This window comes from Mesorhizobium sp. WSM3224, from assembly GCF_000427725.1.
Lineage (GTDB): Bacteria > Pseudomonadota > Alphaproteobacteria > Rhizobiales > Rhizobiaceae > Mesorhizobium.
Genome location: NZ_ATYO01000003.1, coordinates 74,270 through 92,759, shown reverse-complemented (window position 1 = coordinate 92,759; position 18,490 = coordinate 74,270). Strand labels below are relative to the sequence as shown.

Sequence of the window (18,490 nt, the reverse complement as noted above, 5' to 3'; positions counted from 1 at the left end):
CACAAGCGTTCGGCCTGGACGCGTAAAAGGCGCTATACCACTTCGATTTTCCATGGAAGTTGCTGAAAAGTCGAAGTTCAGCCCAAGTTCCAGCACGGCAACGACAATCCGCCGGGCCGGACGATCGACGATGCGCGATTCGGCGGTTCCGTGGCAAATCGCTCACTTCGCGGAAGCGCTGCGCCTGATATCCGCCGGCTGCTGGTCCGCCAGGATTTCCAGCACGCGCTTCCAGCGGGCGCAGCGGCCGAAGTCCTTCTGCTCGATAGCCTTTTCCGCCTTTATGGCCGCGTAGAGCGGCGCCTCCGCGCCGAACTCCCTGATCAGCCAGTGCGCCTCCTGCCTGGCGCGGCGTTCGTTCTCGTCAACGACCATTTTGGGTCTCATCCCGGGTCTCCGTACCTTCGATGCCGACCGCAAGGCAACTGCCAATGACGAGGACGGTGCCGGCAACCGCCGTCGTCGACAGGCTTTCACCCGACAGGGTCAGCAGAAACGTGGAAGCGATCGGCGTCAGATAGGCGACGACAGCTATCCTGCCGCTGTGATCGAGCTTTGCAGCGCGTGACCAGAAATAGTAGCCGAGCCCCATCGGTCCAGCGCCGAGATAAAGGCCGAGCAGGAGATGCGCGCCGGCTGGGCGCACAACGCCATCGTGCAGGCACCAGGCAAAGGTCAGCCCGACGCCGATCAGCGCCGAGGGCAAAAGCAGGCGCTCCGGCGCCACGGCAAGGCGGCCGACGGTGAGCGAGTAAAAGGCCATGCAGAGCGCCGAGCCGAAAGCGGCGAGGTAGCCGACGAGGCTGCCGCCTTCGAACCAGGTCTGCGTGCGGCCGCCGGAAATCACCAGCGCGACGCCGACGAAGCCGAGCACCGCGGCGAGCCCGAGCAGCAGCGGACGGCGCGGCCGGCCAAGCAGGATGACCGCCGCGGCGGTCATCAGCGGCCAGGTATAGGCGACGAGGTTTGCCTCGATAACCGGCATCGAGGCGAAGCCGATATATTGCAGCACCATGGTGCCGACCAGGCCGATGAAGCCGACGGCATAGGCGGCAAGCGCGGATTTTCCCTTCTCCCCTTGTGGGGTCCGAAGGACGGGGTGAGACCCCGCAAGGGGAGAAGGAGAAATGCTAGTCAGCCGGATCAGCGCGAAGACCAGAGCCGCGCCGCAAAATTGCAAGAACTGCACTTGCGACACCGGATAGAGGGCAAGCAGCGTCCTGCCGACCATGGCGTTGGTCGCCCACAGCGCCACGGCGGCGAGAGCGAAGGCCAACGCCGCCCCGAGGGCGACGCCGGAACGGCTTTGGCTTTCCGGCGCGACCGGACCGAGGCTCAGCGACACTGAAGGCTGGCGCTCGACCGGATCGTTGGTCATTACCAAGACTCCCTTGCCCCCCCGGGGACCGTCTCCGACGCCGGCAGCGGCACGGGATGCTCCTCGGCATGGCGGCGATAGGCGGGCAGTTGGTTGGTCCAAACATCCTCGGCCAGCTCGTTCACCCATGCACGGTCATGGTCGTTGTCGGCGGCGAGGTAGAACATGCGGTTGTCGTCGACATAGGGTTTGGTCGCCGAGCGCTGGTTGAGCACCAGCGTGACCCGCTCGCCAAGCTGGATCGGCGCGGTACGGTGGAGCACGCCCAGGAACTGGCCAAGCGTGGCATAGTTCATCTTGTGGTCGATGCGCATGATCTTGTTGCGCGGCAGGTCGCGGCCGGATTCCAGGATCGAGCGGCCGGTCTCGGAATCGTCGCAATAGATTTCGAGATGACCGCCGATGAGCGGGTCGCTGATCGACAGCGGAATGAGCTCCGTCACTGGAACGCCGTCGCAATGCCATTCGACCGCGCCGTCCTTCGGGTTCATGAAGGTGACGGTCGAGCCGACGATCGACAGCGGATACGGCTCGAGCTTGGTTGCCATCATGTCGGACAGCCTTTCCAGGCGCAGCTTGTCGTGCAAAAGCTCCTTGATTTCCGGGATATAGCGGTCGGCGCCGGTGATGAAGGTGAGGTCGAGATGCTTGTGAACGGCATGGCTGGCCTTCAGCTTCAGGGCGGCTTCCTCGATGGCGGCAAGCAGAGCGGGGTCGTAACCATGACGATATTGGGCGACGCCGAAAGTCGACACTTTCCAGGAGGTTTCATGACCAATGATGGCCTCGCGGCTCATTGCACAGCGCAGATCGGGAATTGTATGGGCGTTCATTCTACTTTCTCCAAGGTGGGGGCAACACTTGGTAAACAGTCGATTAATTCACCTCCCCCTGTAAATTTAGGAATGCTGGTGCTAGCGTAAGCCCAGCTTAAGGTCGAAACCCCGTGCGTCTGCTCAGTCAGGTCAACCTCAACTCGCTGAAAATCGTGGAAAGCGCCGCGAGGCACAGGAATTTCACGCGCGCGGGCGAAGAGCAGTTTATCACCGCTTCCGCCGTCAGCCAGAGGGTGAAGAGCCTGGAGGACCAGCTGCGCTTCAAGATCTTCGAGCGCGGCGGCAACGCGGTGTCGCTGACGCCGGAGGGCGAGACCTATGTGGCGCGTGTGCGCGAGGCGCTGGAGCGCATCGTGGCGGCCAGCATGGAGGCAACCGGCCAGTCGCAGGCGCATGTGCTTCGCATCTGCGTGCTGCCGACCTTCGCGGCGCGCTGGCTGTTTCCGCGGATGTCGTCCTTCCAGCGGCAATATCCCGACATCGAGATGCGGGTGTCGACATCCTACGCCACGCATGAGTTCTCGACGTCGGAATACGATCTCGAGATCCGCTATGGCGACGGCAATTTCCCCGGCCTCACCGCGGAACTGCTGTTCAAGGAGGATTTGACGCCGGTGTGCAGCCGCAAGCTGTTTTACGAGGTGCTGGGCGACAAGCCGCTGTCGAAGGTGACGCCGGAAGACCTGCGCTATTTCACGCTGCTGCACTCCGACACCTGCACCCAGAACTGGCAGTCGTGGCTGGGCTTTGCCGGCGCGAGCTTCGTGCTTGGGCAGACCAGGAGCGTCTATTTCGATTCCTGCATGATGTCCTACGAAGCGGCCAATGCCGGCATGGGCTTTGCCGTCGCCAACCGCGCCTACATGGCAAGCGACATCCGCGCCGAACGGCTGGTGGCGCCCTTCGCGGTCCACCACCCCAACACGGCCGGCTGGTATTTCGTCAGCCCGATCAAGGCGCTCGGCGCGCGCAAGGTGGAACTGTTCAAGCATTGGATCGTGGCCGAGGCGGCGCTGACGCAGCGCCAACTCGACATCGAGATCGCCGGCGGACAGCAGGCGATCGCGGCTGTGGCTTGAGGGGTTGTCGCGGCTGGCGGCCGAGACATTCGTATGTCAGCCACCGTCGGCCGCCGCTATCAAGAGGAGATTACGGTCGCTGAGGCGTTGCCGATGGTTGTATGAGGCCGTCCAGATGACCAGCCCGACGACGACGAGCAGGGGTTAAAAGAAGGCGTCTGTCGCAACGGTTTTCACGGCTACCTCCGACGGCTCTCCAGCCAAGGCGGCATCGGTGGCCTCACGATGGTGGAGCCCCGCAGAATTTCAGGATTTTCCGGTGATTTCTCCTGGACTGTAGCCGGCTACCGTGATCGCACCATGACGTGGCGGAAAGACTCAGCTATCTTGGACTGTGCGGCGGGCCTGATTTTCCCGCTTGGCCGGCGCTATCCAGCTTCCTCCCAAGCAGCGCCGGCCTTCTTCGTTTCAGCCCAGCAACAACACCGGCCGGACTTGTCATGCCCTATTGCTTCGGCGGGGTGCCTGGCTGATCGCCGCCGGTGGTCGATTTCGGCACCGGGTTCTTGTCGACCTGAGGGTTCTGATCGACGGCTGGCGCCTTAGTCGGGGGGATGCTGTTGTCGCAGGCGGCGAGCACGAGCCCTGCCGCGGCAGCCAACAGCACAGGAAGCTTCTTCATGACGACCTCCTCTCGTTCGCCCCTTTCATGCAGGGCAAACGAGGCGGCGGCGGTTTGGTTGCGTGGCGCGGTTTGGTTCGTTTGGGGGAACCAACAGGCTCGCCTCCGGTTGAGAGCCAATCGAACCGCATGAGGAGATGGTCATGATCCGCCTGCTGATTACAGGGCTGTTGGCCTACACCGCCTATCGCGTCGCCGTTAGGATCATCGACGAGGTGCCCGGCGATGTCGCGCCGCTGGACATGCCGGGCGATGAAGGGCGCACGCTGCGGCGCCAGTCGGCGAAGATGGGGGTGGAGCCGAAGCGGTAGTTGCTCGGGTCCCCGCTTCATGCCTAATTGCAGTCATGACGCAAGATGCAATCAGGGCAATACGCGCCATCGCGCCGAGCTTGGTGGAACAACTGGATCCGCAGCAGTTCGAAGCGATCGAAAAGCTCCTGTCTTCTGTGGTGTTGCCGCTATCGGAGGGCGACGTGCGCGAGCTTGTGTCATTGCTGCCGCCCGACGGCGATACTGCATCTGGCCTGAACTGGACCATTTTGCACCTGATCGAAGCCGCGCCAGCGTGGCCGCATTGGGAAGCATTGCAGTTTCAGCAGGGTGAATGGATCGACAGACTTATGCGCCGCCTTGCCAATGCCGGCGTCAGTCCGCCGGCGCGGCCTACCCGAAACTGAAGCGACTTAGGCACGGCACCGACCGCGTTGCGGGATAAGGTATCTGGTAGGCCGGCAGCCCCTCTCCGGCCGCTTCGCGGCCACCGCTCTCCCGCTCTCGCGGGGCGAGGAAATTATTGCGAACAAAGCGGAAACGATGCTTGATGGGCGATGAACATCGCCGCTCGTGATTCGTCCTTCGAGGCGCCCGCCTATCTTGCCCGGCTGAACGACGAGCAGCGGCTGGCCGTGGTGCATGGCGACGGCAAGGTGGCGACGCCGCTGCTGGTGATCGCCGGCGCCGGCTCCGGCAAGACCAACACGCTGGCGCATCGCGTCGCCCATCTCATCGTCAAGGGCGCCGATCCGCGCCGTATCCTGTTGATGACGTTTTCGCGCCGCGCCGCCGCCGAGATGGCCAAGCGCGTCGAGCGCATTGCCGGCGAGGTGCTGGGACGCGACGCCGCGATCATCGCCGACGCGCTCGCCTGGGCCGGCACCTTCCACGGCATCGGCGCGCGGCTGTTGCGCGACTATGCCGAGCAGGTTGGGCTCGATCCGGCCTTCACCATCCACGACCGCGAGGATTCGGCCGACCTGATGAACCTTGCCCGGCACGAGCTGGGATTCTCGAAGACCGAAAGCCGTTTTCCGACCAAAAGCACCTGCCTGCAGATCTATTCGCGCGCGGTGAACGCGCAGGCGCCGCTGGGCGAAGTGCTGGGCTCGGCCTTTCCCTGGTGCTCAGGGTGGGCGGACCAGCTTAAGGAGCTGTTCGCGGCTTATGTCGAGGCCAAGCAGGCGCAGAACGTGCTCGATTACGACGACCTTCTGCTCTACTGGGCGCAGATGGCGGCGGAGCCGGAGATCGCGGCGCATCTCGGCTCCCGCTTCGACCACGTGCTGGTCGACGAATACCAGGACACCAACCGGCTGCAGGCCTCGATCCTCCTGGCGCTGAAGCCGGACGGCGCAGGGCTGACCGTGGTGGGCGACGACGCGCAATCGATCTATTCCTTCCGCGCCGCGGAAGTGCGCAACATCCTCGATTTCCCAAAACAGTTCGCGCAAGGCGCCGAGGTCGTCATGCTGGAGCGCAACTACCGCTCGACGGAGACGATCCTTGCCGCCGCCAACAAGGTGATCGGCGAGGCCAGCGAGCGCTTCACCAAGAACCTGTGGACCGAACGCCGGTCCTCGCACAAGCCGCAGCTGGTCAGCGTGCGCGACGAGGCCGAGCAGGCCAATTATGTCTGCCAGGCGATCCTGGCCGAACGCGAGGCCGGCACGGCGCTGAAGGCGCAGGCGGTGCTCTTCCGCGCCTCGCACCATAGCGGGCCGCTGGAGGTGGAGCTGACGCGCCGCAACATCCCGTTCGTGAAATTCGGCGGACTGAAATTCCTCGACGCCGCGCATGTGAAGGACATGCTGGCGATGCTGCGCTTCGCCGAGAATCCGCGCGACCGCGTCGCCGGTTTCCGCGTGCTGCAATTGATGCCCGGCATCGGGCCGTCCGCCGCCTCGCAGATCGTCGACGCGATGGCGACGTCGCTAGACGAGACGCTGGGCCTTGCCCGCTTCCGGCCGCCGCAGCGCGCCGCTGGAGACTGGCCGGTCTTCCTCGACATCTATAGCGGGCTGCGGACGGGTCCCAAATGGCCAGCCGACCTGGAGCGGATCAGGCTTTGGTACGAGCCGCATCTGGAACGCATCCATGAGGACGCCATCACGCGGCGGGCCGATCTGTTGCAGCTCGAGCAGATCGCCTCGACCTACCCGTCGCGCGAACGTTTCCTGACCGAGCTGACGCTCGATCCGCCTGACGCCACCAGCGACCAGGCCGGCCCGCCGCATCGCGACGAGGACTATCTCATCCTGTCGACCATCCATTCGGCCAAGGGCCAGGAATGGAAGAACGTGCTTGTGCTCAACACCGTCGACGGCTGCATCCCCGCCGATCTCGGCGTCGGCACCAAGGAGGACATCGAGGAGGAGCGCCGGCTGCTCTATGTGGCGATGACACGAGCCAAGGACAGCCTGCATCTCGTCGTTCCACAGCGCTTTTATCCGCACAACCAGGCGGCGCGCGGCGACCGCCACGTCTATGCCTCGCGGACCCGCTTCATCCCGGCCTCGATGCTTGCGGCCTTCGAGCAGTCCTCCTGGGCGAGTGCCGCGCTCAAGGACGACCCGCGCCAGCGGCCGGGCGTCAAGGTCGACCTCGGCGCCCGCATGCGCGGCATGTGGAAATAGACCGCCCGTTCCGGCCGACTGCCAGGCGAAGAACCCGATTTGTTTCCGTGGCGGCGGGGCGGCATCTGGCGCCGGCGCAGGAAAAATCGGCATGCGCGGAACCTCTCGCCGCAAGCGGCGTTGTCTGGCGTCCTGCTCCCAGACCGGAGGCAGTAGCCTGCCGTCCCTGCAGCCAATTGACGAGGTTCGAATGCACGACAGGATGTTCTCCACCCCGGTCGCCCTCAGCGTTGGCGCCGGTCACAAGCGCATGATCGGCTCGCTGTTCCAAATGCACGACTTCCTGACCGAGTTCCCGCCGTCGCGTCGTCGCCTCAGCTATGGCGCCGCGGTGAAGGCCTGCGAGGCGGCGCGCAGCGGAGAGATCCCGACTGAGGCCGCACGCGATGCGCTGATCACCTTCGCGGTGACGGCCGGCGTGCTGTGGCCTTCGGAGCAGCCGGTCATCTCGGTCAAGCCCGTGGCGCGCGGCTATGGCGGCTTTGCCGCCTGAACAGATTCAGCCTTCCAGATCTGCGCGCTACCTGCACGCCCCACCGAAATGGGTCGCCGGGGTTTGTCACTTGCGCCGGATATGACCACGCACAGCCTCGATGAACGCTGCCAACACCGGCCGCATCTGCTGTCGCGACGAATAATAGAGATGGAAGCCCGGGAATGACGGTGTCCACTCGGATAGCAGCCGGACAAGCCGGCCGTTCTCCAGGTAAGGCGCGACTTCGTGGCTGAGGAGATAGCCTATGCCCACCCCGTCCAGCACGGCTTCGAGCATCAGCTCGGGCTCATTGAATGTGAGCGGGCCGGACACCCGTACGTCCAGAGCCTGTCCGTCGCTTTCGAATTCCCAGGCGTAGATCGTCCCGGCCGCGACCATCCGGTAGTTTATACACTGGTGCCGGGTCAGGTCGCTCGGGTGGGTAATGGGAGTCGAGCGGGCTAGGTGATCGGGCGTTGCAACCACCGCCATGCTGAGGTCGGGCCCGACCTTGAGCGCGATCATGTCCCGCTCCAGTTTTTCGCCCAGGCGTATGCCCGCGTCGAACCGGTCGGCGACGATGTTGCGATAGGCGTAGTCGATCAGGACCTCGACCGTCGCGTGCGGATGCGCGGCGGTGAAAGCGGGCAGTACGGGCCGGATCACCGCCTCATAGGCCTGCCGCGTCGTTGTCAGGCGCAGCGTTCCGGAGACGGCGTTGCGTCCGAGGTCCAACGCATCCAGCGCGCCGCCGATGCTTTCCAGCGCCGGCTCCAGCGCCCCCAGCAGCGCCTCGCCTGCTTCGGTCACCGACACGCTTCGACTGTTTCGCTGGAGAAGGCGATAACCGAGCCGTGCCTCGAGCCGGCGGATCGTATGGCTGAGATTCGATGTGGATGTCGCCAGCGCCGCGGCGGCACGCGTGAAACTTTGTGCGCGAGCGACGGCGGCGAAGGCGGCAAGGTCGTCCAGGCTGGCGCGCGTCATCGTGCAATCCTGTTCAACAGCCCTTCCAACCAGTTCAGTCTAATCGAACGTTCTGTTGACCGCCATATAGCTGGTGTCAAGGGATGATGGAGATAGACATGCTGACGAAAAACGCCGTCTGGCTTATCACGGGCTGCTCGAAGGGTCTCGGCCGCGCGCTGGCGGAACAGGCTTTAGCTGCCGGTTATCGTGTCGTCGTCACGGCGCGGCGCATCGCCGACATCGCCGACCTCGTCGCCGCACACGGCAACGCGGCACTCGCGGTCGAGCTCGACGTCACCGCTGCCGACCAGATCGCTGCCGCTGTCGCGGCAGCCGAGGATCGCTTCGGTGGCATCGACGTGCTGGTCAACAATGCTGGCTACGGCTACCTCGCGGCGATAGAGGAAGGTGACGACGAAGATGTCCGCGCACTGTTCGAGACCAACCTGTTCGGCCCGGTCAACCTGGTGAAGGCCGTGCTGCCGGGGATGCGCGCGCGCCGGCGCGGACATATCGTCAACATCAGTTCCATCGGCGGCCTGCTCACCTACCCGGGCGTCGGCTACTATCACATGGTGAAGTTCGGCATCGAGGCGATGTCGGACACGTTGGCCAAGGAATTGGCGCGGCTGGGTATCGGGGTCACGGTGGTCGCGCCGGGCGCCTTCCGCACCGACTTCCGCGGCCCTGCCTCGATCAAACAGTCGGCAACGCGCATCGACGACTATGCCGACACCGCAGGCAAGTCGCGCGACGGAACGCTGACCGGGCACCGCAAACAGGCAGGCGACCCCGCGCGCGGCGCTCGCGCCATCATCACCGCTGTCGAGGCGCAGCATCCTCCCATACATCTTCTGATCGGGGGCGATGCGCTGGATCAATTCCGTGGCAGGCTCGACGCGCTGCGGCAGGAAACCGACGCCTGGGAGACAGTGGCTCGCAGCACTGATTTCGTTCCCGCCCAGACAGGTTCAACCCGGCTTGGCGGCGGGTGAGGCTTCGGCGATCGGCGCAGCTGGTTGGCCGCTGCGACGAAGGGGTAGACGAACTGCTCCAAAGGATGAACGGACCGTTGATGGCGCCCTGAAGCGCTTCGTGCTGAAACGGTTTCAGGCGACGCGCGAAACAGGGCTTTAGTGGACCGTGCCGATAGAGTCGCCGCCCAGTGTCGCGCGCTGGCTCTCGAAGCTCACCCGGTCGCGGCCGTTGGACTTGGCCTTGTAAAGATGGCGGTCGGCGACCTGGAACATGTCGTGGTAGGTTGTCGGGCCGCTGAAGGCGATACCACCGATGCTCACCGAAAGCGGCCAGGGCCGCCCGCCCGGGGCAAACTCGGCCTCGCGGATGCTGCGTCTGATGGATTCGGCGACCACGAAGGAGCGCGCGGCGTCGGCGCCGGGCAGGAAGACCGCAAATTCCTCGCCGCCGATGCGTCCGACAATGTCGGCGCCGTGCAGTTGCCCCTTGATCGTCGCTGCGATCAACCTCAGCGCCTGGTCGCCGCAATCGTGACCGAGGCGGTCATTGATCGACTTGAAATGGTCGGCATCGACGATCAGCAGCGCGCCGGCATCGGTGACCGCCTGGCCGCGCGCCTGCTCGAGATAGGCCTCGACCAGCATCGAGAACGCGCCGCGGTTGAAGACCGCGGTCAGGCTGTCGGTCGCGGCAATGACGCCGAGCTCCTTCTGCGTGATCGCCAGTTGGCGCATCTTCCACATCAGGAAGAACAGGAAGGAGCCGCCAAGGGCAAGCGGCAGAAACAGGTCCGTGAGCTGCGCCCAAAGCAGCGCCTGCGGCGACAGCGAGGGGAAATTGAAGGAATCGACGAAGAAGGCGCAGGCAATGAAAAAGGCGGTGCCGGCCGCGGTGACCACCACGACCCTGCCCCAGCTTGTCGGGGACAAATCGATGCGCATGCCATTGCTCCCGTTTGCAACCACCTTGTTGTGGAGCACAAGCGCAAACGAAGTGCTAATACATTAGCTTCAATGCAAGTTTGGTTAACCGGCAGCCAAGCGCCCGAGATGTAGCGCGACCGAGAAAGCCCGCTATCGGGGCGGCGGGCTTTTTCTGGACTCCCGAGTCCTCTGGCTCGAAGCTCATGCCGGAGCCAGAACTGCTGCACACTTCTGGGTGACATGCATCTTTGTTTTGATGCATGTCGTTGTCCCAGAACCGCTGCACACTTTGGGCGACATGCATCTTTGTTTTGATGCATGTCGTTGTCCCAGAACCGCTGCGCACTTCTGGGCGACATGCATTAGCGGCCGCCAGCGGAGCCACCCAAGGTGCCGCCACCACTGAAGCCTCCGGCCCCACCGAACGCACCGGAACCAGAGGTCGTGCCCATCGAGGTGCCGGTGGTTGTGCCCGTGGCGCCGCCGATCGAGCCAGTCGTGCCGGCGTTGAGGCCACCAGAACCGCTTACGGTGCCAGTGCCGCCGACCCCACCCGTTGCACCGAACGAGGTGCCGGTGGTTGTGCCCGTGGCGCCGCCGATCGAGCCAGCCGTGCCGGCGTTCAAGCCGCCAGAGCCGGCNACGGTGCCNGTGCCGCTGACGCCACCCGTTGCACCGAACGAGGTGCCTGTGCCGGTGGTTGTGCCCGTGATGCCGCCGATCGAGCCAGCCGTGCCGGNGTTCAAGCCGCCAGAGCCGCCGACGGTGCCAGTGCCGCTGACGCCACCTGTTGCACCGAACGAGGTGCCTGTGCCGGTGGTTGTGCCCGTGATGCCGCCGATCGCGCCAGCAGTGCCGGTGTTGAGGCCGCCGGAGCCGCCCACGGTGGCAGTGTCACCGACGCCCGTTGCATCGAACAAGGTGTCTGTGCCGGTGGCGCCGCCGATCGAGGTCCCTGCTCCAGCGTTCAAGTCGCCCGTGCTACCCACGCCGACGCCGCCGATATTGCTGCCAAAGCCCGTGCCGAGACCGGTTGAACCACTGAGCGAACTCCCCGCGCCGATATTCAAGCCGCCCGAGCTGCCCACACCGGCGCCGCTGTTATCGATGCCAAAGCCGATGTCGAGACCATCTGCATTCGCCGGCCCGGCGAGAATGGCGATGCCACCGACCAATACGCCGGCGATTTTCTCTACGATACCATTCATGGCATTCTCCTTCGTTGCCACATTTTGCCCACACCGCATCGCCGGAGAATCTGGTCCGTGCGTATGCCTGTGCGAGAGGGAACGAAGGGAATACGAACGGGTCCGATCAGGGTTCCATTTTTTTCAGGGAAAAATTCGTCGTTCCGAAACGATTTACGAGTTTTCCTTAATGTTTGAGCTTGATCAACGATCAACCTGCCTGCGGCTAGCGAACAAGCTTGCATTCAAATTCCTGCCGGAGACCTGCTCAGGCGTAGGCGCGGCCTTCTTCGGAACGCTGGAACAGCGCCAGGTCGAGCGGTACCGAGGGTCGGCCGAGCACGGTGAGCACCATGTGCGCCTGGCCGCGATGATGGGTCTGGTGGTTGAAGAAATGGCTGAGCGCAGGCGCCACACGCTGCGAGACGGTGCGCATGTCGGTCAGCGTCGTATAGGAGAAGCGGCCGGCGAGAGCCTTGTCGCTCATGCCGTCCACCCACTCGGCGATCCGCTTATCCTCGGCTTCGCGAGCCAGGCGCAGTCCCGGGAAAGCGCGATGGAGGATAGTGGCGGTGCTCGCCGGCGCGTCGCCCTCGCCGGTGAAGCGCTTCATCCAGACGCGGTCGACCGCAAGCAGATGGTTGAGCGTGCCAAGCATCGAGCCGAAGACGGCGCCGACGTCGCGACCGAACTCCTCCTCGCCAAGATCGGCGGCGGCATCGTAGAGGCGGCCATTGGCCCATTGATTGTAAGCCGCAAACATCATGAAATGCTGTTTCATCATCCACCGGTTCGCCACGAATCCCGGCTCTACGTAACCCGCAGCAACGGACCCGCCAATGACCATTCTGCTCTACGACCTCGTCGGCCATGACACCGCACGCCCGTTCAGCCCGCATTGCTGGAAGACCAAGATGGCTTTAGCGCATAAGGGGCTTACCGCCACCAAGGTGCCGACGCGTTTCCTCGAGGTGCCGAAAGTCGAGGGCGGCGTGTCGAAGACAGTGCCGGTGATCCGCGACGGCGAGCACGTGGTGGCCGATTCCTTCGCCATCGCGCTCTATCTCGACGAGGCCTATCCGGAACGGCCGACGCTGTTTTCCGGCGAAGGCGGCAAGGCGACGGCGCGCTTCGTAGAGCGCTGGTCGCAGTTCACCATCCATCCCTATATCGCGACGGTGGCGCTGACCGACCTGCACGCAATGCAAGACGAGCCGAATGCCGCCTATTTCCGCGAGGATCGCGAGCAGCGCTACGGCAAGCGGCTGGAAGATGTCGTGGCCAACCGCGATGCCGGGCTCTCGGCCTTCCGCGCCGCGCTGCAGCCGCTGCGCTCGACGCTCAGCTACCAGCCCTTCATCGGCGGCGAGGCGCCCTTGTTTGCCGACTACATCGTCTTCGGGGCCCTGCAATGGGGCCGCATCGCCTCGCCTTTCCAATTGCTCGATGATGCCGACGTCATCGCCCGCTGGTTCGAGCGCTGCCTCGACCTGCATGGCGGGATCGGCAGGCAAGTCGCCGCGGCCGCGTAACGGCCGCTGGCGTCGGATGTTGCACTATGAGATGCGGACCGAGATCTGGGTCTATCCGGGCAAGGGCGGCTGGCATTTCGTGACCTTGCCGGTGGACGTCGCGGCGCGGATCAAAGCGGCGATGGCGGGACTGGCGCGCCCCTGGGGCTCGCTCGGCGTCACGGCGAGCATCGGCAAGACAAGGTGGCAGACATCACTGTTTCCCGACAAGGCATCCGGCAGCCTGCTCTTGCCGATCAAAGGCTCGGTGCGGCGGCGTGAGGGGTTGACGATCGGCGACGCGCCGGCGCTGACGATAGAGATCGAGCTTTAGTTCTGTTTGGGCGCAGCCTTGTCGACCAGCCTGACGCAGATCGGATCGCCCTTTTCCACGCGCGTGCATTGCCATTCCGGGCCGAAGCCGAAATTCTGCTGTTCGCGCCCTGGAAAGAACAGCAGGACGAAGCCGATTGCGGCAAGAACCACGGCCATGAGGAGAATGCCGGCGACATCGCCACGTCTGGGGTAAGGCCGGTTCATCGCCTCCACGCCTGGATGCTCCAAGGCTGCGTTCAGCGCGTTTGCAGCCGCCTAATTATCCCGCAAAGAGCCCGCCTTGGCCAGAAGCCGCCTCCCCTTGGCAAGGCGGCGGGCGGCTTGTATAGAGCCCGCCACTCCAATTTCCATTCCCAGAACAAGGACGACCCTATGGCGATCGAACGCACCTTCTCCATGATCAAGCCCGACGCGACCAGGCGCAACCTGACGGGCGCCATCACCAAGATGCTGGAAGACGCCGGCCTGCGCGTCATCGCATCGCGCCGCGTGTGGATGAGCCGCCGCGAGGCGGAAGGTTTCTACGCCGTCCACAAGGATCGTCCGTTCTTCGGCGAGCTGGTGGAATTCATGTCGTCGGCCCCGACCATCGTGCAGGTGCTGGAAGGCGAGAACGCCATCGCCAAGAACCGCGAAGTGATGGGCGCCACCAACCCGGCCAATGCGGCCGAAGGCACCATCCGCAAGGTGCATGCGCTGTCGATCGGCGAGAACTCGGTGCATGGCTCGGACGCGCCGGAGACGGCCGCGCAGGAGATCAAATACTGGTTCTCCGACACCGAGATCGTCGGCTGAACCGAAAAGTCGGCTTTTGCAACGAAGGCGGCCCGAGGGCCGCTTTTTTTGTCGCAAGGGGGTTGGCAGCCAAATTGGGCGCGCTAAGTCCGGCCCGTCGGCGAAGGGATGTCGCCGGCTGAAAGCATTGTCGCGCTTGCGTCTAGTAAAAGGGAGGGAAGCATGGCCCAACTCCATGTTTCCAGGAGTGGCGCTGCGTATCCGGACGATCTCGTCCTGTTGAAGCGCCTTTACGACCAGGTCTGCGAGGAACGGGGCATTATTCCCGGCAGTCCGGAGGCATCGGAACTGGCGATCGAAGCCATGAAGCTTTTTTCCGCCGGCATTTTCGACGAGGACACGATCGGCAGCCACCTGCGCGGCAGTTTCAGTCCCCGTCGCCGTAGCGGATGACCTCTACCTTCTCCCTGGTGATCAGGCAGCTCTTCGTCTTGGTCAGCGCCTTGATCTCGGGGATCAGCGCGTCGATCTTCTCCGGCGCGTCGACGATTTCGACAACGATGGGCAGATCCTGCGACAGGCGCAGGATCTTGGCGGTATGTAGCACGCTTGAGCGGCCGAAGCCGAGCGGACCTCGCAGCACCGTGGCGCCGGCCATGCCGGTCTCGCGCGCCTTGATGACGATCGCCTCGTGCAGCGGCTTGCCGTCGGCCGCCCTGTCGTCCTCGCCGAAGAAGATCCTGAGCAGCGCGCATTGCGCGGGAAGTTCCATGTTCTCCTCCTGATCCCTGATCCCTGTTACCTGTTTGCCCCGATCACCTATCGACCGGCAGGCGGTTGAGCCTGGACGCCATGAGATAGCCGAGCCACGCGGCGGCGAGCGACAGGGCGACCACACTGATGAAATAGGTCGCGGCCAGCGGCAAGTCGCCCTCGAGCAGCAGGATGAAGGTGTCGAAGCTCATCGCCGAGAAGGTGGTGAGCCCGCCGCAAAAGCCGGCCATGATGAAATTGCGGCTGCCGGGACCGACCATCAGGCGGCCGTCCGGCCCGGTCAACGTGGCGAAGGTCATGATGATCCACGAGCCGACGACATTGACGAAAGCGGTCGAATAAAGCGCGTTCAGGCCGAGCAGCGCGACGATGAAATAGCCCGACAGGAAGCGGGCCAGCGAGCCGATCGCCGCGCCGCAGCCAACCGCCAGGTAAAGCCGCACCGCCGTCTGCCTGTCCGCCACCGCCCGGCTCGCCATAACTCAGCCCGCCACCCAGGTGGTTGAGCCAACCACCCAGGTGGTTGAGCCAACCACCCAGGTGGTTGAACCAACCACCCAGGCGACCGCCCAGAAGCCGAGGGCGACGAACAATACACACAGCACCGAGGAAACGACGACATTGAAGGCAGCGAGCCGCCCCTCGCCGTCGAGCGCCAGGTTGAGCGTCTGCAGGCAGAAGGACGACACCGTGGTGTAGCCGCCGAACAGGCCGACGACGATCAGGTCGCGGACGAGATCGCTGGCGAAGACGCCGCCGACCGCCCGCGCCGCGCCGGCGAAGGCGCCGATGGCAAGGGCGCCGGAAACATTGACCAGAAGCGTGCCCCAGGGAAAGGTCTCGCCGATGCCCCGGCCGACCACGCCGGAGAGGAAAAAGCGGGAAATGCCGCCGAGGAAACCGCCGATCAGGACCAGGGCGCAAGCCGCAAGGGTCATTGCTTCAATGCCTTTCCAAACGCGATTCCGCACCGGAATCACTTCACGAAATCAGGCATGATACGAGCGGGAAAACAAATCCTGCCGCGCAAGAGCACGCCTGGCAGGAGTCATCAGCCCATAAGGGCGGTTTCGGGGGAACCCCATCCCCATTTTTGTGAGGGAAGCTATGCGGTTGCCGCGGCGCGGTCAATCAGGGCGCCCTGCGGAAATAATCAGGGCTGCGTTCCTTCGCGCCCCCTCTGTCCTGCCGGACATCTCCCCCACTTGGAGGGAGATCAGACGTCACGCCGACTTTCGCCATCCCCAACGTCGCAGGAGATGAGCCGGCATCGAACTGCCAATCTTCCCCCTCGTGGGGGAGATGTCCGGCAGCACAGAGGGGGGCGCTGTCCCGCCGGCGTCACAAGGTGTTACTCGGCCAAACTTACTTCGCTTGGCGCTCCTTCACATTCGCATGATCGTTTGCCGCCGCGGTGTCGGTGGCGGGCGTCTTGGTCTCCTCACCGGTAAACGGACTGCCCTGCCCGGGCGCGAGGTCGCCGCTATGGCCGGCCTTGTTGGTCTGGAAGGGCTGGCTGTCGGGGCTGAGCCCATGCTGCTGGGCGTTGAACAGATGGTCATCCGCCTTGGCAAGACTGGTGAAGCCGATCAAAGATAGGCTTGTGGCAGCAAGGATGAGCGCGTGCATTCTCATATCTGGAACTCCTTTCGAGTGGCCAGATCGACCCGCGCATTCGGTCTGGCGGTTTCAACGAAGGGACATGATCCCTTTGCCTGCCCGCCATCTGGATAGGTCAACGCGCAACGCAGCCGGTTTATTCCGGCGAACACGGTTTTTCAGACCGAAAAAGTCGCACCCCTCGTGCCAGCCTTGCCAGCTTCGCTGACTTGGAATGTTGCCTGCGGCCCGGCGATGACTCCGATGCTGTTGATGTCGATGAGCCAGTTCTGGTCTCATCGCGGAGCCGGCCCGGCGCGCACAGTCAGCGCGCCATTTTCACCAACACCGTCTGGGGCTTGCCGGCCAGCGGATCGACCTGATGGCTCGTGTCGGTGACGAACATCAGCCGCTCGCCGACGGTGATGCGCGCCTGCAGCGCATAAGTGCGGCCCTTCTGGATCGCCTTGGGATCGAAGCCGATCTCGAAGCTGATCGGCACCTGGCCGGCCGGCGCTACCTTGCGCCTGGCGATGACGGTTGCCGGCGCATCGGCCAGCGAGACGTCGGCGAGCTCGACCACCAGCACGGCATCGGGCGGCAGGGCGATGCGCTCGCGATAGGTCACCTCGCCCGCAATCGTCTTTTCGCCGGCCTTGGTCACTTCCGGCACGGCAAGCACGCCGACGACCAGCGGCACCAGCCCGAAGATGAAGAACTCCGCGATCCTGTCCAGCATGAGATTGCTCCGCCCAGCAAATCAAACCGATTGGCAAGCTTGGGAAGGATTGCGGTCGTTCGATGGCCGAACGGGATTTTATTCGCGAGGTTTCGTCCAGCGGTCCGCCGCGTGATCGTCGGCCTCCTTGGCCTCGACCCAACCGCCCTGGGAACCGTCGGCCAGATGCTCCTTCTTCCAGAAGGGCGCGCGCGACTTCAGGTAATCCATCAGGAAATTCGCCGCCTCGAAGGCCGCCTGGCGGTGCGACGAGGCCGCCACCACCAGCACGATGTTTTCACCCGGCGCTATCTTGCCGTGGCGATGGATGACGGTCAGCCCCTGCAGCGGCCAGCGCTCGACGGCCTCCGCGGCGATACGGCCGATCTCGGCCTCCGCCATGCCGGGATAGTGTTCGAGCTCGAGCGCCGACAGCGCGCCCTGCTCGTCACGGCAAAGGCCGGAAAAAGTGACCACGGCGCCGATATCGGCGCGGCCCCTGGTCAGGCCGGCGATCTCGGCGGCGACGTCGAAATCCTCGCGCTGGATGCGGATGGCGGGCACGACCGCGCCGGACATCTCAGCCCCCGGTCATCGGCGGAAACAGCGCGATCTCGCGCGCCCCCGCTATCTTCTCGCGGTGGCCGACATGTTCCTGATTGATGGCGACGCGGATGACGTCCGGGTACTGCAGCGCGTTCTCATATTCCTCGCCGCGCGACTTCAGCCAGCGCAGCAAATCGGCAACCGTCTCGATCTCGGAAGGCAGCTCGACTTCCTCGTCCGGCTTGCCGATCCGCTCGCGTACCCAGGCGAAATAGATGAGCTTGGTCGACATCTCACTCGTCCATGATGTGCTTGAGGCCGGCGCGGAAATAATCGTAGCCGGTATAGAGCGTGACAAGTGCCGCGACCCACAGCAGCACCAGGCCGATCTGGGTGGTCAGCGGAAAGATCTTGTCGCCGGCCGGGCCGACCAGCAGGAAGGCGATGGCGACCATCTGGATGGTGGTCTTCCATTTGGCGAGTTGGGTCACCGGCACCGAGACTTTCAAGGCAGCCAGATATTCGCGCAGGCCCGAAACCAGGATCTCGCGGCACAGGATGATGATCGCCGCCCACAGCGACCAGCCGGCGATGCCGGCGTGGCGGTCGGTATCGGCGGCAAGCAGCAGCAGGCAGGTGGCGACCAGAAGCTTGTCGGCGATCGGATCCAGCATCTTGCCGATGTTGGAGGTCTGCTGCCAGGCGCGCGCGAAATAGCCGTCAAAGTAATCGGTGATGGAAGCGAGCAGGAAAATGACGAGCGCGGACCAGCGGGCGAAGTCGGACGACTTCAGATGCCCCTCGAGAAAGAAACACAGCACGACCAGCGGCACCGCGACGATGCGGGCATAGGTGAGGATGTTCGGCAGGTTGAACGCGCGCTGTGCCATGTCGTCTCGGGAAACTCCTCCGC

26 protein-coding genes and 1 riboswitch are annotated in these 18,490 nt (G+C 64.2%); of the genes, 10 read left to right on the top strand and 16 right to left on the bottom strand.

Going from position 1 to position 18,490, the window contains the following annotated elements:
• Window positions 1-162: 162 nt before the first annotated feature.
• The 3 genes from YU3_RS0107170 to YU3_RS41190 are packed head-to-tail and all read right to left on the bottom strand — an operon-like array spanning window position 163 to window position 2,211.
• Window positions 163-387: a hypothetical protein gene (locus YU3_RS0107170; RefSeq protein WP_027165603.1), complete on the bottom strand. Its 225-nt coding sequence runs from the start codon at window positions 385-387 to the stop codon at window positions 163-165.
• On the bottom strand, window positions 365-1,378 hold the full coding sequence (locus tag YU3_RS36135; RefSeq protein ID WP_084507941.1) for a DMT family transporter: 1,014 nt from the start codon (window positions 1,376-1,378) through the stop codon (window positions 365-367). The genes YU3_RS0107170 and YU3_RS36135 overlap by 23 nt, the downstream gene beginning before the upstream one ends.
• On the bottom strand, window positions 1,378-2,211 hold the full coding sequence (locus YU3_RS41190) for a hypothetical protein (RefSeq protein WP_027165602.1): 834 nt from the start codon (window positions 2,209-2,211) through the stop codon (window positions 1,378-1,380). Before YU3_RS41190 ends, YU3_RS36135 begins: the two co-directional genes overlap by 1 nt.
• Window positions 2,212-2,324: 113 nt before the next feature.
• Here YU3_RS41190 and YU3_RS0107155 point away from each other — a divergent pair, with 113 nt between their 5' ends.
• Window positions 2,325-3,293 carry a LysR substrate-binding domain-containing protein gene (locus tag YU3_RS0107155; protein WP_027165601.1) on the top strand — a complete coding sequence of 323 codons (969 nt, stop codon included), beginning with the start codon at window positions 2,325-2,327 and terminating at the stop codon, window positions 3,291-3,293.
• 445 nt (window positions 3,294-3,738) lie between these two features.
• Here YU3_RS0107155 and YU3_RS41185 read toward each other — a convergent pair whose 3' ends face one another.
• Window positions 3,739-3,915, bottom strand: a complete 177-nt coding sequence (locus YU3_RS41185) for a hypothetical protein (RefSeq protein WP_198021643.1) — start codon at window positions 3,913-3,915, stop codon at window positions 3,739-3,741.
• Between the two features lie 143 nt (window positions 3,916-4,058).
• On the opposite strand from YU3_RS41185, the gene YU3_RS41180 reads away from it, so the two are divergent.
• The 4 genes from YU3_RS41180 to YU3_RS0107130 all read left to right on the top strand — a co-directional run bounded on the left by YU3_RS41180 (window position 4,059) and on the right by YU3_RS0107130 (window position 7,319).
• Entirely contained in the window at window positions 4,059-4,226 is a 168-nt protein-coding gene (locus YU3_RS41180) for a hypothetical protein (RefSeq protein WP_198021642.1), read from the top strand.
• A 35-nt stretch (window positions 4,227-4,261) separates the two neighbouring features.
• The gene (locus tag YU3_RS0107140; RefSeq protein ID WP_027165600.1) at window positions 4,262-4,594 is read left to right on the top strand and encodes a hypothetical protein; all 333 of its coding nucleotides are present in this window, start codon (window positions 4,262-4,264) and stop codon (window positions 4,592-4,594) included.
• 150 nt (window positions 4,595-4,744) lie between these two features.
• Window positions 4,745-6,826, top strand: coding sequence for an ATP-dependent helicase (locus tag YU3_RS0107135; protein ID WP_051333870.1), 2,082 nt, complete (start codon window positions 4,745-4,747; stop codon window positions 6,824-6,826).
• Between the two features lie 190 nt (window positions 6,827-7,016).
• Window positions 7,017-7,319, top strand: a complete 303-nt coding sequence (locus YU3_RS0107130; RefSeq protein WP_027165598.1) for a DUF982 domain-containing protein — start codon at window positions 7,017-7,019, stop codon at window positions 7,317-7,319.
• Window positions 7,320-7,385: 66 nt separating this feature from the next.
• On the opposite strand, the gene YU3_RS0107125 is transcribed toward YU3_RS0107130, so the two are convergent.
• Entirely contained in the window at window positions 7,386-8,288 is a 903-nt protein-coding gene (locus tag YU3_RS0107125; protein ID WP_027165597.1) for a LysR family transcriptional regulator, read from the bottom strand.
• 98 nt (window positions 8,289-8,386) lie between these two features.
• Here YU3_RS0107125 and YU3_RS0107120 point away from each other — a divergent pair, with 98 nt between their 5' ends.
• Window positions 8,387-9,265, top strand: coding sequence for an oxidoreductase (locus tag YU3_RS0107120; protein ID WP_027165596.1), 879 nt, complete (start codon window positions 8,387-8,389; stop codon window positions 9,263-9,265).
• A 138-nt stretch (window positions 9,266-9,403) separates the two neighbouring features.
• Here the strand turns inward: YU3_RS0107120 and YU3_RS0107115 are convergent, their stop codons facing one another.
• Together YU3_RS0107115 and YU3_RS0107105 are read right to left on the bottom strand one after the other, a co-directional pair.
• A complete protein-coding gene (locus YU3_RS0107115; RefSeq protein ID WP_027165595.1) occupies window positions 9,404-10,189 on the bottom strand; it encodes a GGDEF domain-containing protein in 786 nt (261 codons plus the stop codon).
• A gap of 1,437 nt (window positions 10,190-11,626) precedes the next feature.
• A complete protein-coding gene (locus tag YU3_RS0107105) occupies window positions 11,627-12,139 on the bottom strand; it encodes a DinB family protein (RefSeq protein ID WP_027165594.1) in 513 nt (170 codons plus the stop codon).
• Between the two features lie 58 nt (window positions 12,140-12,197).
• Here YU3_RS0107105 and YU3_RS0107100 point away from each other — a divergent pair, with 58 nt between their 5' ends.
• Both YU3_RS0107100 and YU3_RS0107095 read left to right on the top strand, forming a co-directional pair.
• The gene (locus tag YU3_RS0107100) at window positions 12,198-12,890 is read left to right on the top strand and encodes a glutathione S-transferase family protein (RefSeq protein WP_027165593.1); all 693 of its coding nucleotides are present in this window, start codon (window positions 12,198-12,200) and stop codon (window positions 12,888-12,890) included.
• A 31-nt stretch (window positions 12,891-12,921) separates the two neighbouring features.
• Window positions 12,922-13,203: a DUF1905 domain-containing protein gene (locus YU3_RS0107095; protein ID WP_245273447.1), complete on the top strand. Its 282-nt coding sequence runs from the start codon at window positions 12,922-12,924 to the stop codon at window positions 13,201-13,203.
• On the opposite strand, the gene YU3_RS40425 is transcribed toward YU3_RS0107095, so the two are convergent.
• Window positions 13,200-13,409 carry a hypothetical protein gene (locus YU3_RS40425; protein WP_156913389.1) on the bottom strand — a complete coding sequence of 70 codons (210 nt, stop codon included), beginning with the start codon at window positions 13,407-13,409 and terminating at the stop codon, window positions 13,200-13,202. The two genes, YU3_RS0107095 and YU3_RS40425, sit on opposite strands and share 4 nt — an antisense overlap.
• Window positions 13,410-13,577: 168 nt before the next feature.
• Here YU3_RS40425 and ndk point away from each other — a divergent pair, with 168 nt between their 5' ends.
• Together ndk and YU3_RS36125 are read left to right on the top strand one after the other, a co-directional pair.
• Window positions 13,578-14,000 carry a nucleoside-diphosphate kinase gene (gene ndk / locus YU3_RS0107085; RefSeq protein ID WP_027165590.1) on the top strand — a complete coding sequence of 141 codons (423 nt, stop codon included), beginning with the start codon at window positions 13,578-13,580 and terminating at the stop codon, window positions 13,998-14,000.
• A 162-nt stretch (window positions 14,001-14,162) separates the two neighbouring features.
• Window positions 14,163-14,393 (top strand): hypothetical protein, encoded by a 231-nt coding sequence (locus YU3_RS36125; RefSeq protein WP_156913388.1) that lies wholly within the window; start codon window positions 14,163-14,165, stop codon window positions 14,391-14,393.
• Here the strand turns inward: YU3_RS36125 and YU3_RS0107075 are convergent.
• From YU3_RS0107075 to pgsA, 8 genes are all read right to left on the bottom strand, one after another.
• Window positions 14,368-14,712, bottom strand: coding sequence for a DUF190 domain-containing protein (locus YU3_RS0107075; RefSeq protein ID WP_027165589.1), 345 nt, complete (start codon window positions 14,710-14,712; stop codon window positions 14,368-14,370). The two genes, YU3_RS36125 and YU3_RS0107075, sit on opposite strands and share 26 nt — an antisense overlap.
• 43 nt (window positions 14,713-14,755) lie before the next feature.
• Window positions 14,756-15,178 carry a fluoride efflux transporter CrcB gene (gene crcB, locus YU3_RS0107070; protein ID WP_245273446.1) on the bottom strand — a complete coding sequence of 141 codons (423 nt, stop codon included), beginning with the start codon at window positions 15,176-15,178 and terminating at the stop codon, window positions 14,756-14,758.
• Between the two features lie 18 nt (window positions 15,179-15,196).
• Window positions 15,197-15,652, bottom strand: coding sequence for a fluoride efflux transporter CrcB (gene crcB, locus YU3_RS36120; RefSeq protein WP_084507939.1), 456 nt, complete (start codon window positions 15,650-15,652; stop codon window positions 15,197-15,199).
• Window positions 15,653-15,749: 97 nt separating this feature from the next.
• Window positions 15,750-15,812, bottom strand: a riboswitch (Fluoride riboswitch).
• A 267-nt stretch (window positions 15,813-16,079) separates the two neighbouring features.
• Window positions 16,080-16,349, bottom strand: a complete 270-nt coding sequence (locus YU3_RS0107060) for a hypothetical protein (protein WP_027165587.1) — start codon at window positions 16,347-16,349, stop codon at window positions 16,080-16,082.
• Window positions 16,350-16,638: 289 nt separating this feature from the next.
• Entirely contained in the window at window positions 16,639-17,052 is a 414-nt protein-coding gene (locus YU3_RS36115) for a YbaY family lipoprotein (protein WP_051333868.1), read from the bottom strand.
• Between the two features lie 78 nt (window positions 17,053-17,130).
• Window positions 17,131-17,610, bottom strand: coding sequence for a molybdenum cofactor biosynthesis protein MoaE (locus YU3_RS0107050; protein ID WP_027165586.1), 480 nt, complete (start codon window positions 17,608-17,610; stop codon window positions 17,131-17,133).
• A 1-nt stretch (window position 17,611) separates the two neighbouring features.
• Complete coding sequence (gene moaD / locus YU3_RS0107045; RefSeq protein ID WP_027165585.1) at window positions 17,612-17,869, bottom strand: molybdopterin converting factor subunit 1; 258 nt, start codon at window positions 17,867-17,869, stop codon at window positions 17,612-17,614.
• A gap of 1 nt (window position 17,870) precedes the next feature.
• A complete protein-coding gene (gene pgsA / locus YU3_RS0107040; protein WP_027165584.1) occupies window positions 17,871-18,467 on the bottom strand; it encodes a CDP-diacylglycerol--glycerol-3-phosphate 3-phosphatidyltransferase in 597 nt (198 codons plus the stop codon).
• Window positions 18,468-18,490 lie beyond the last annotated feature (23 nt).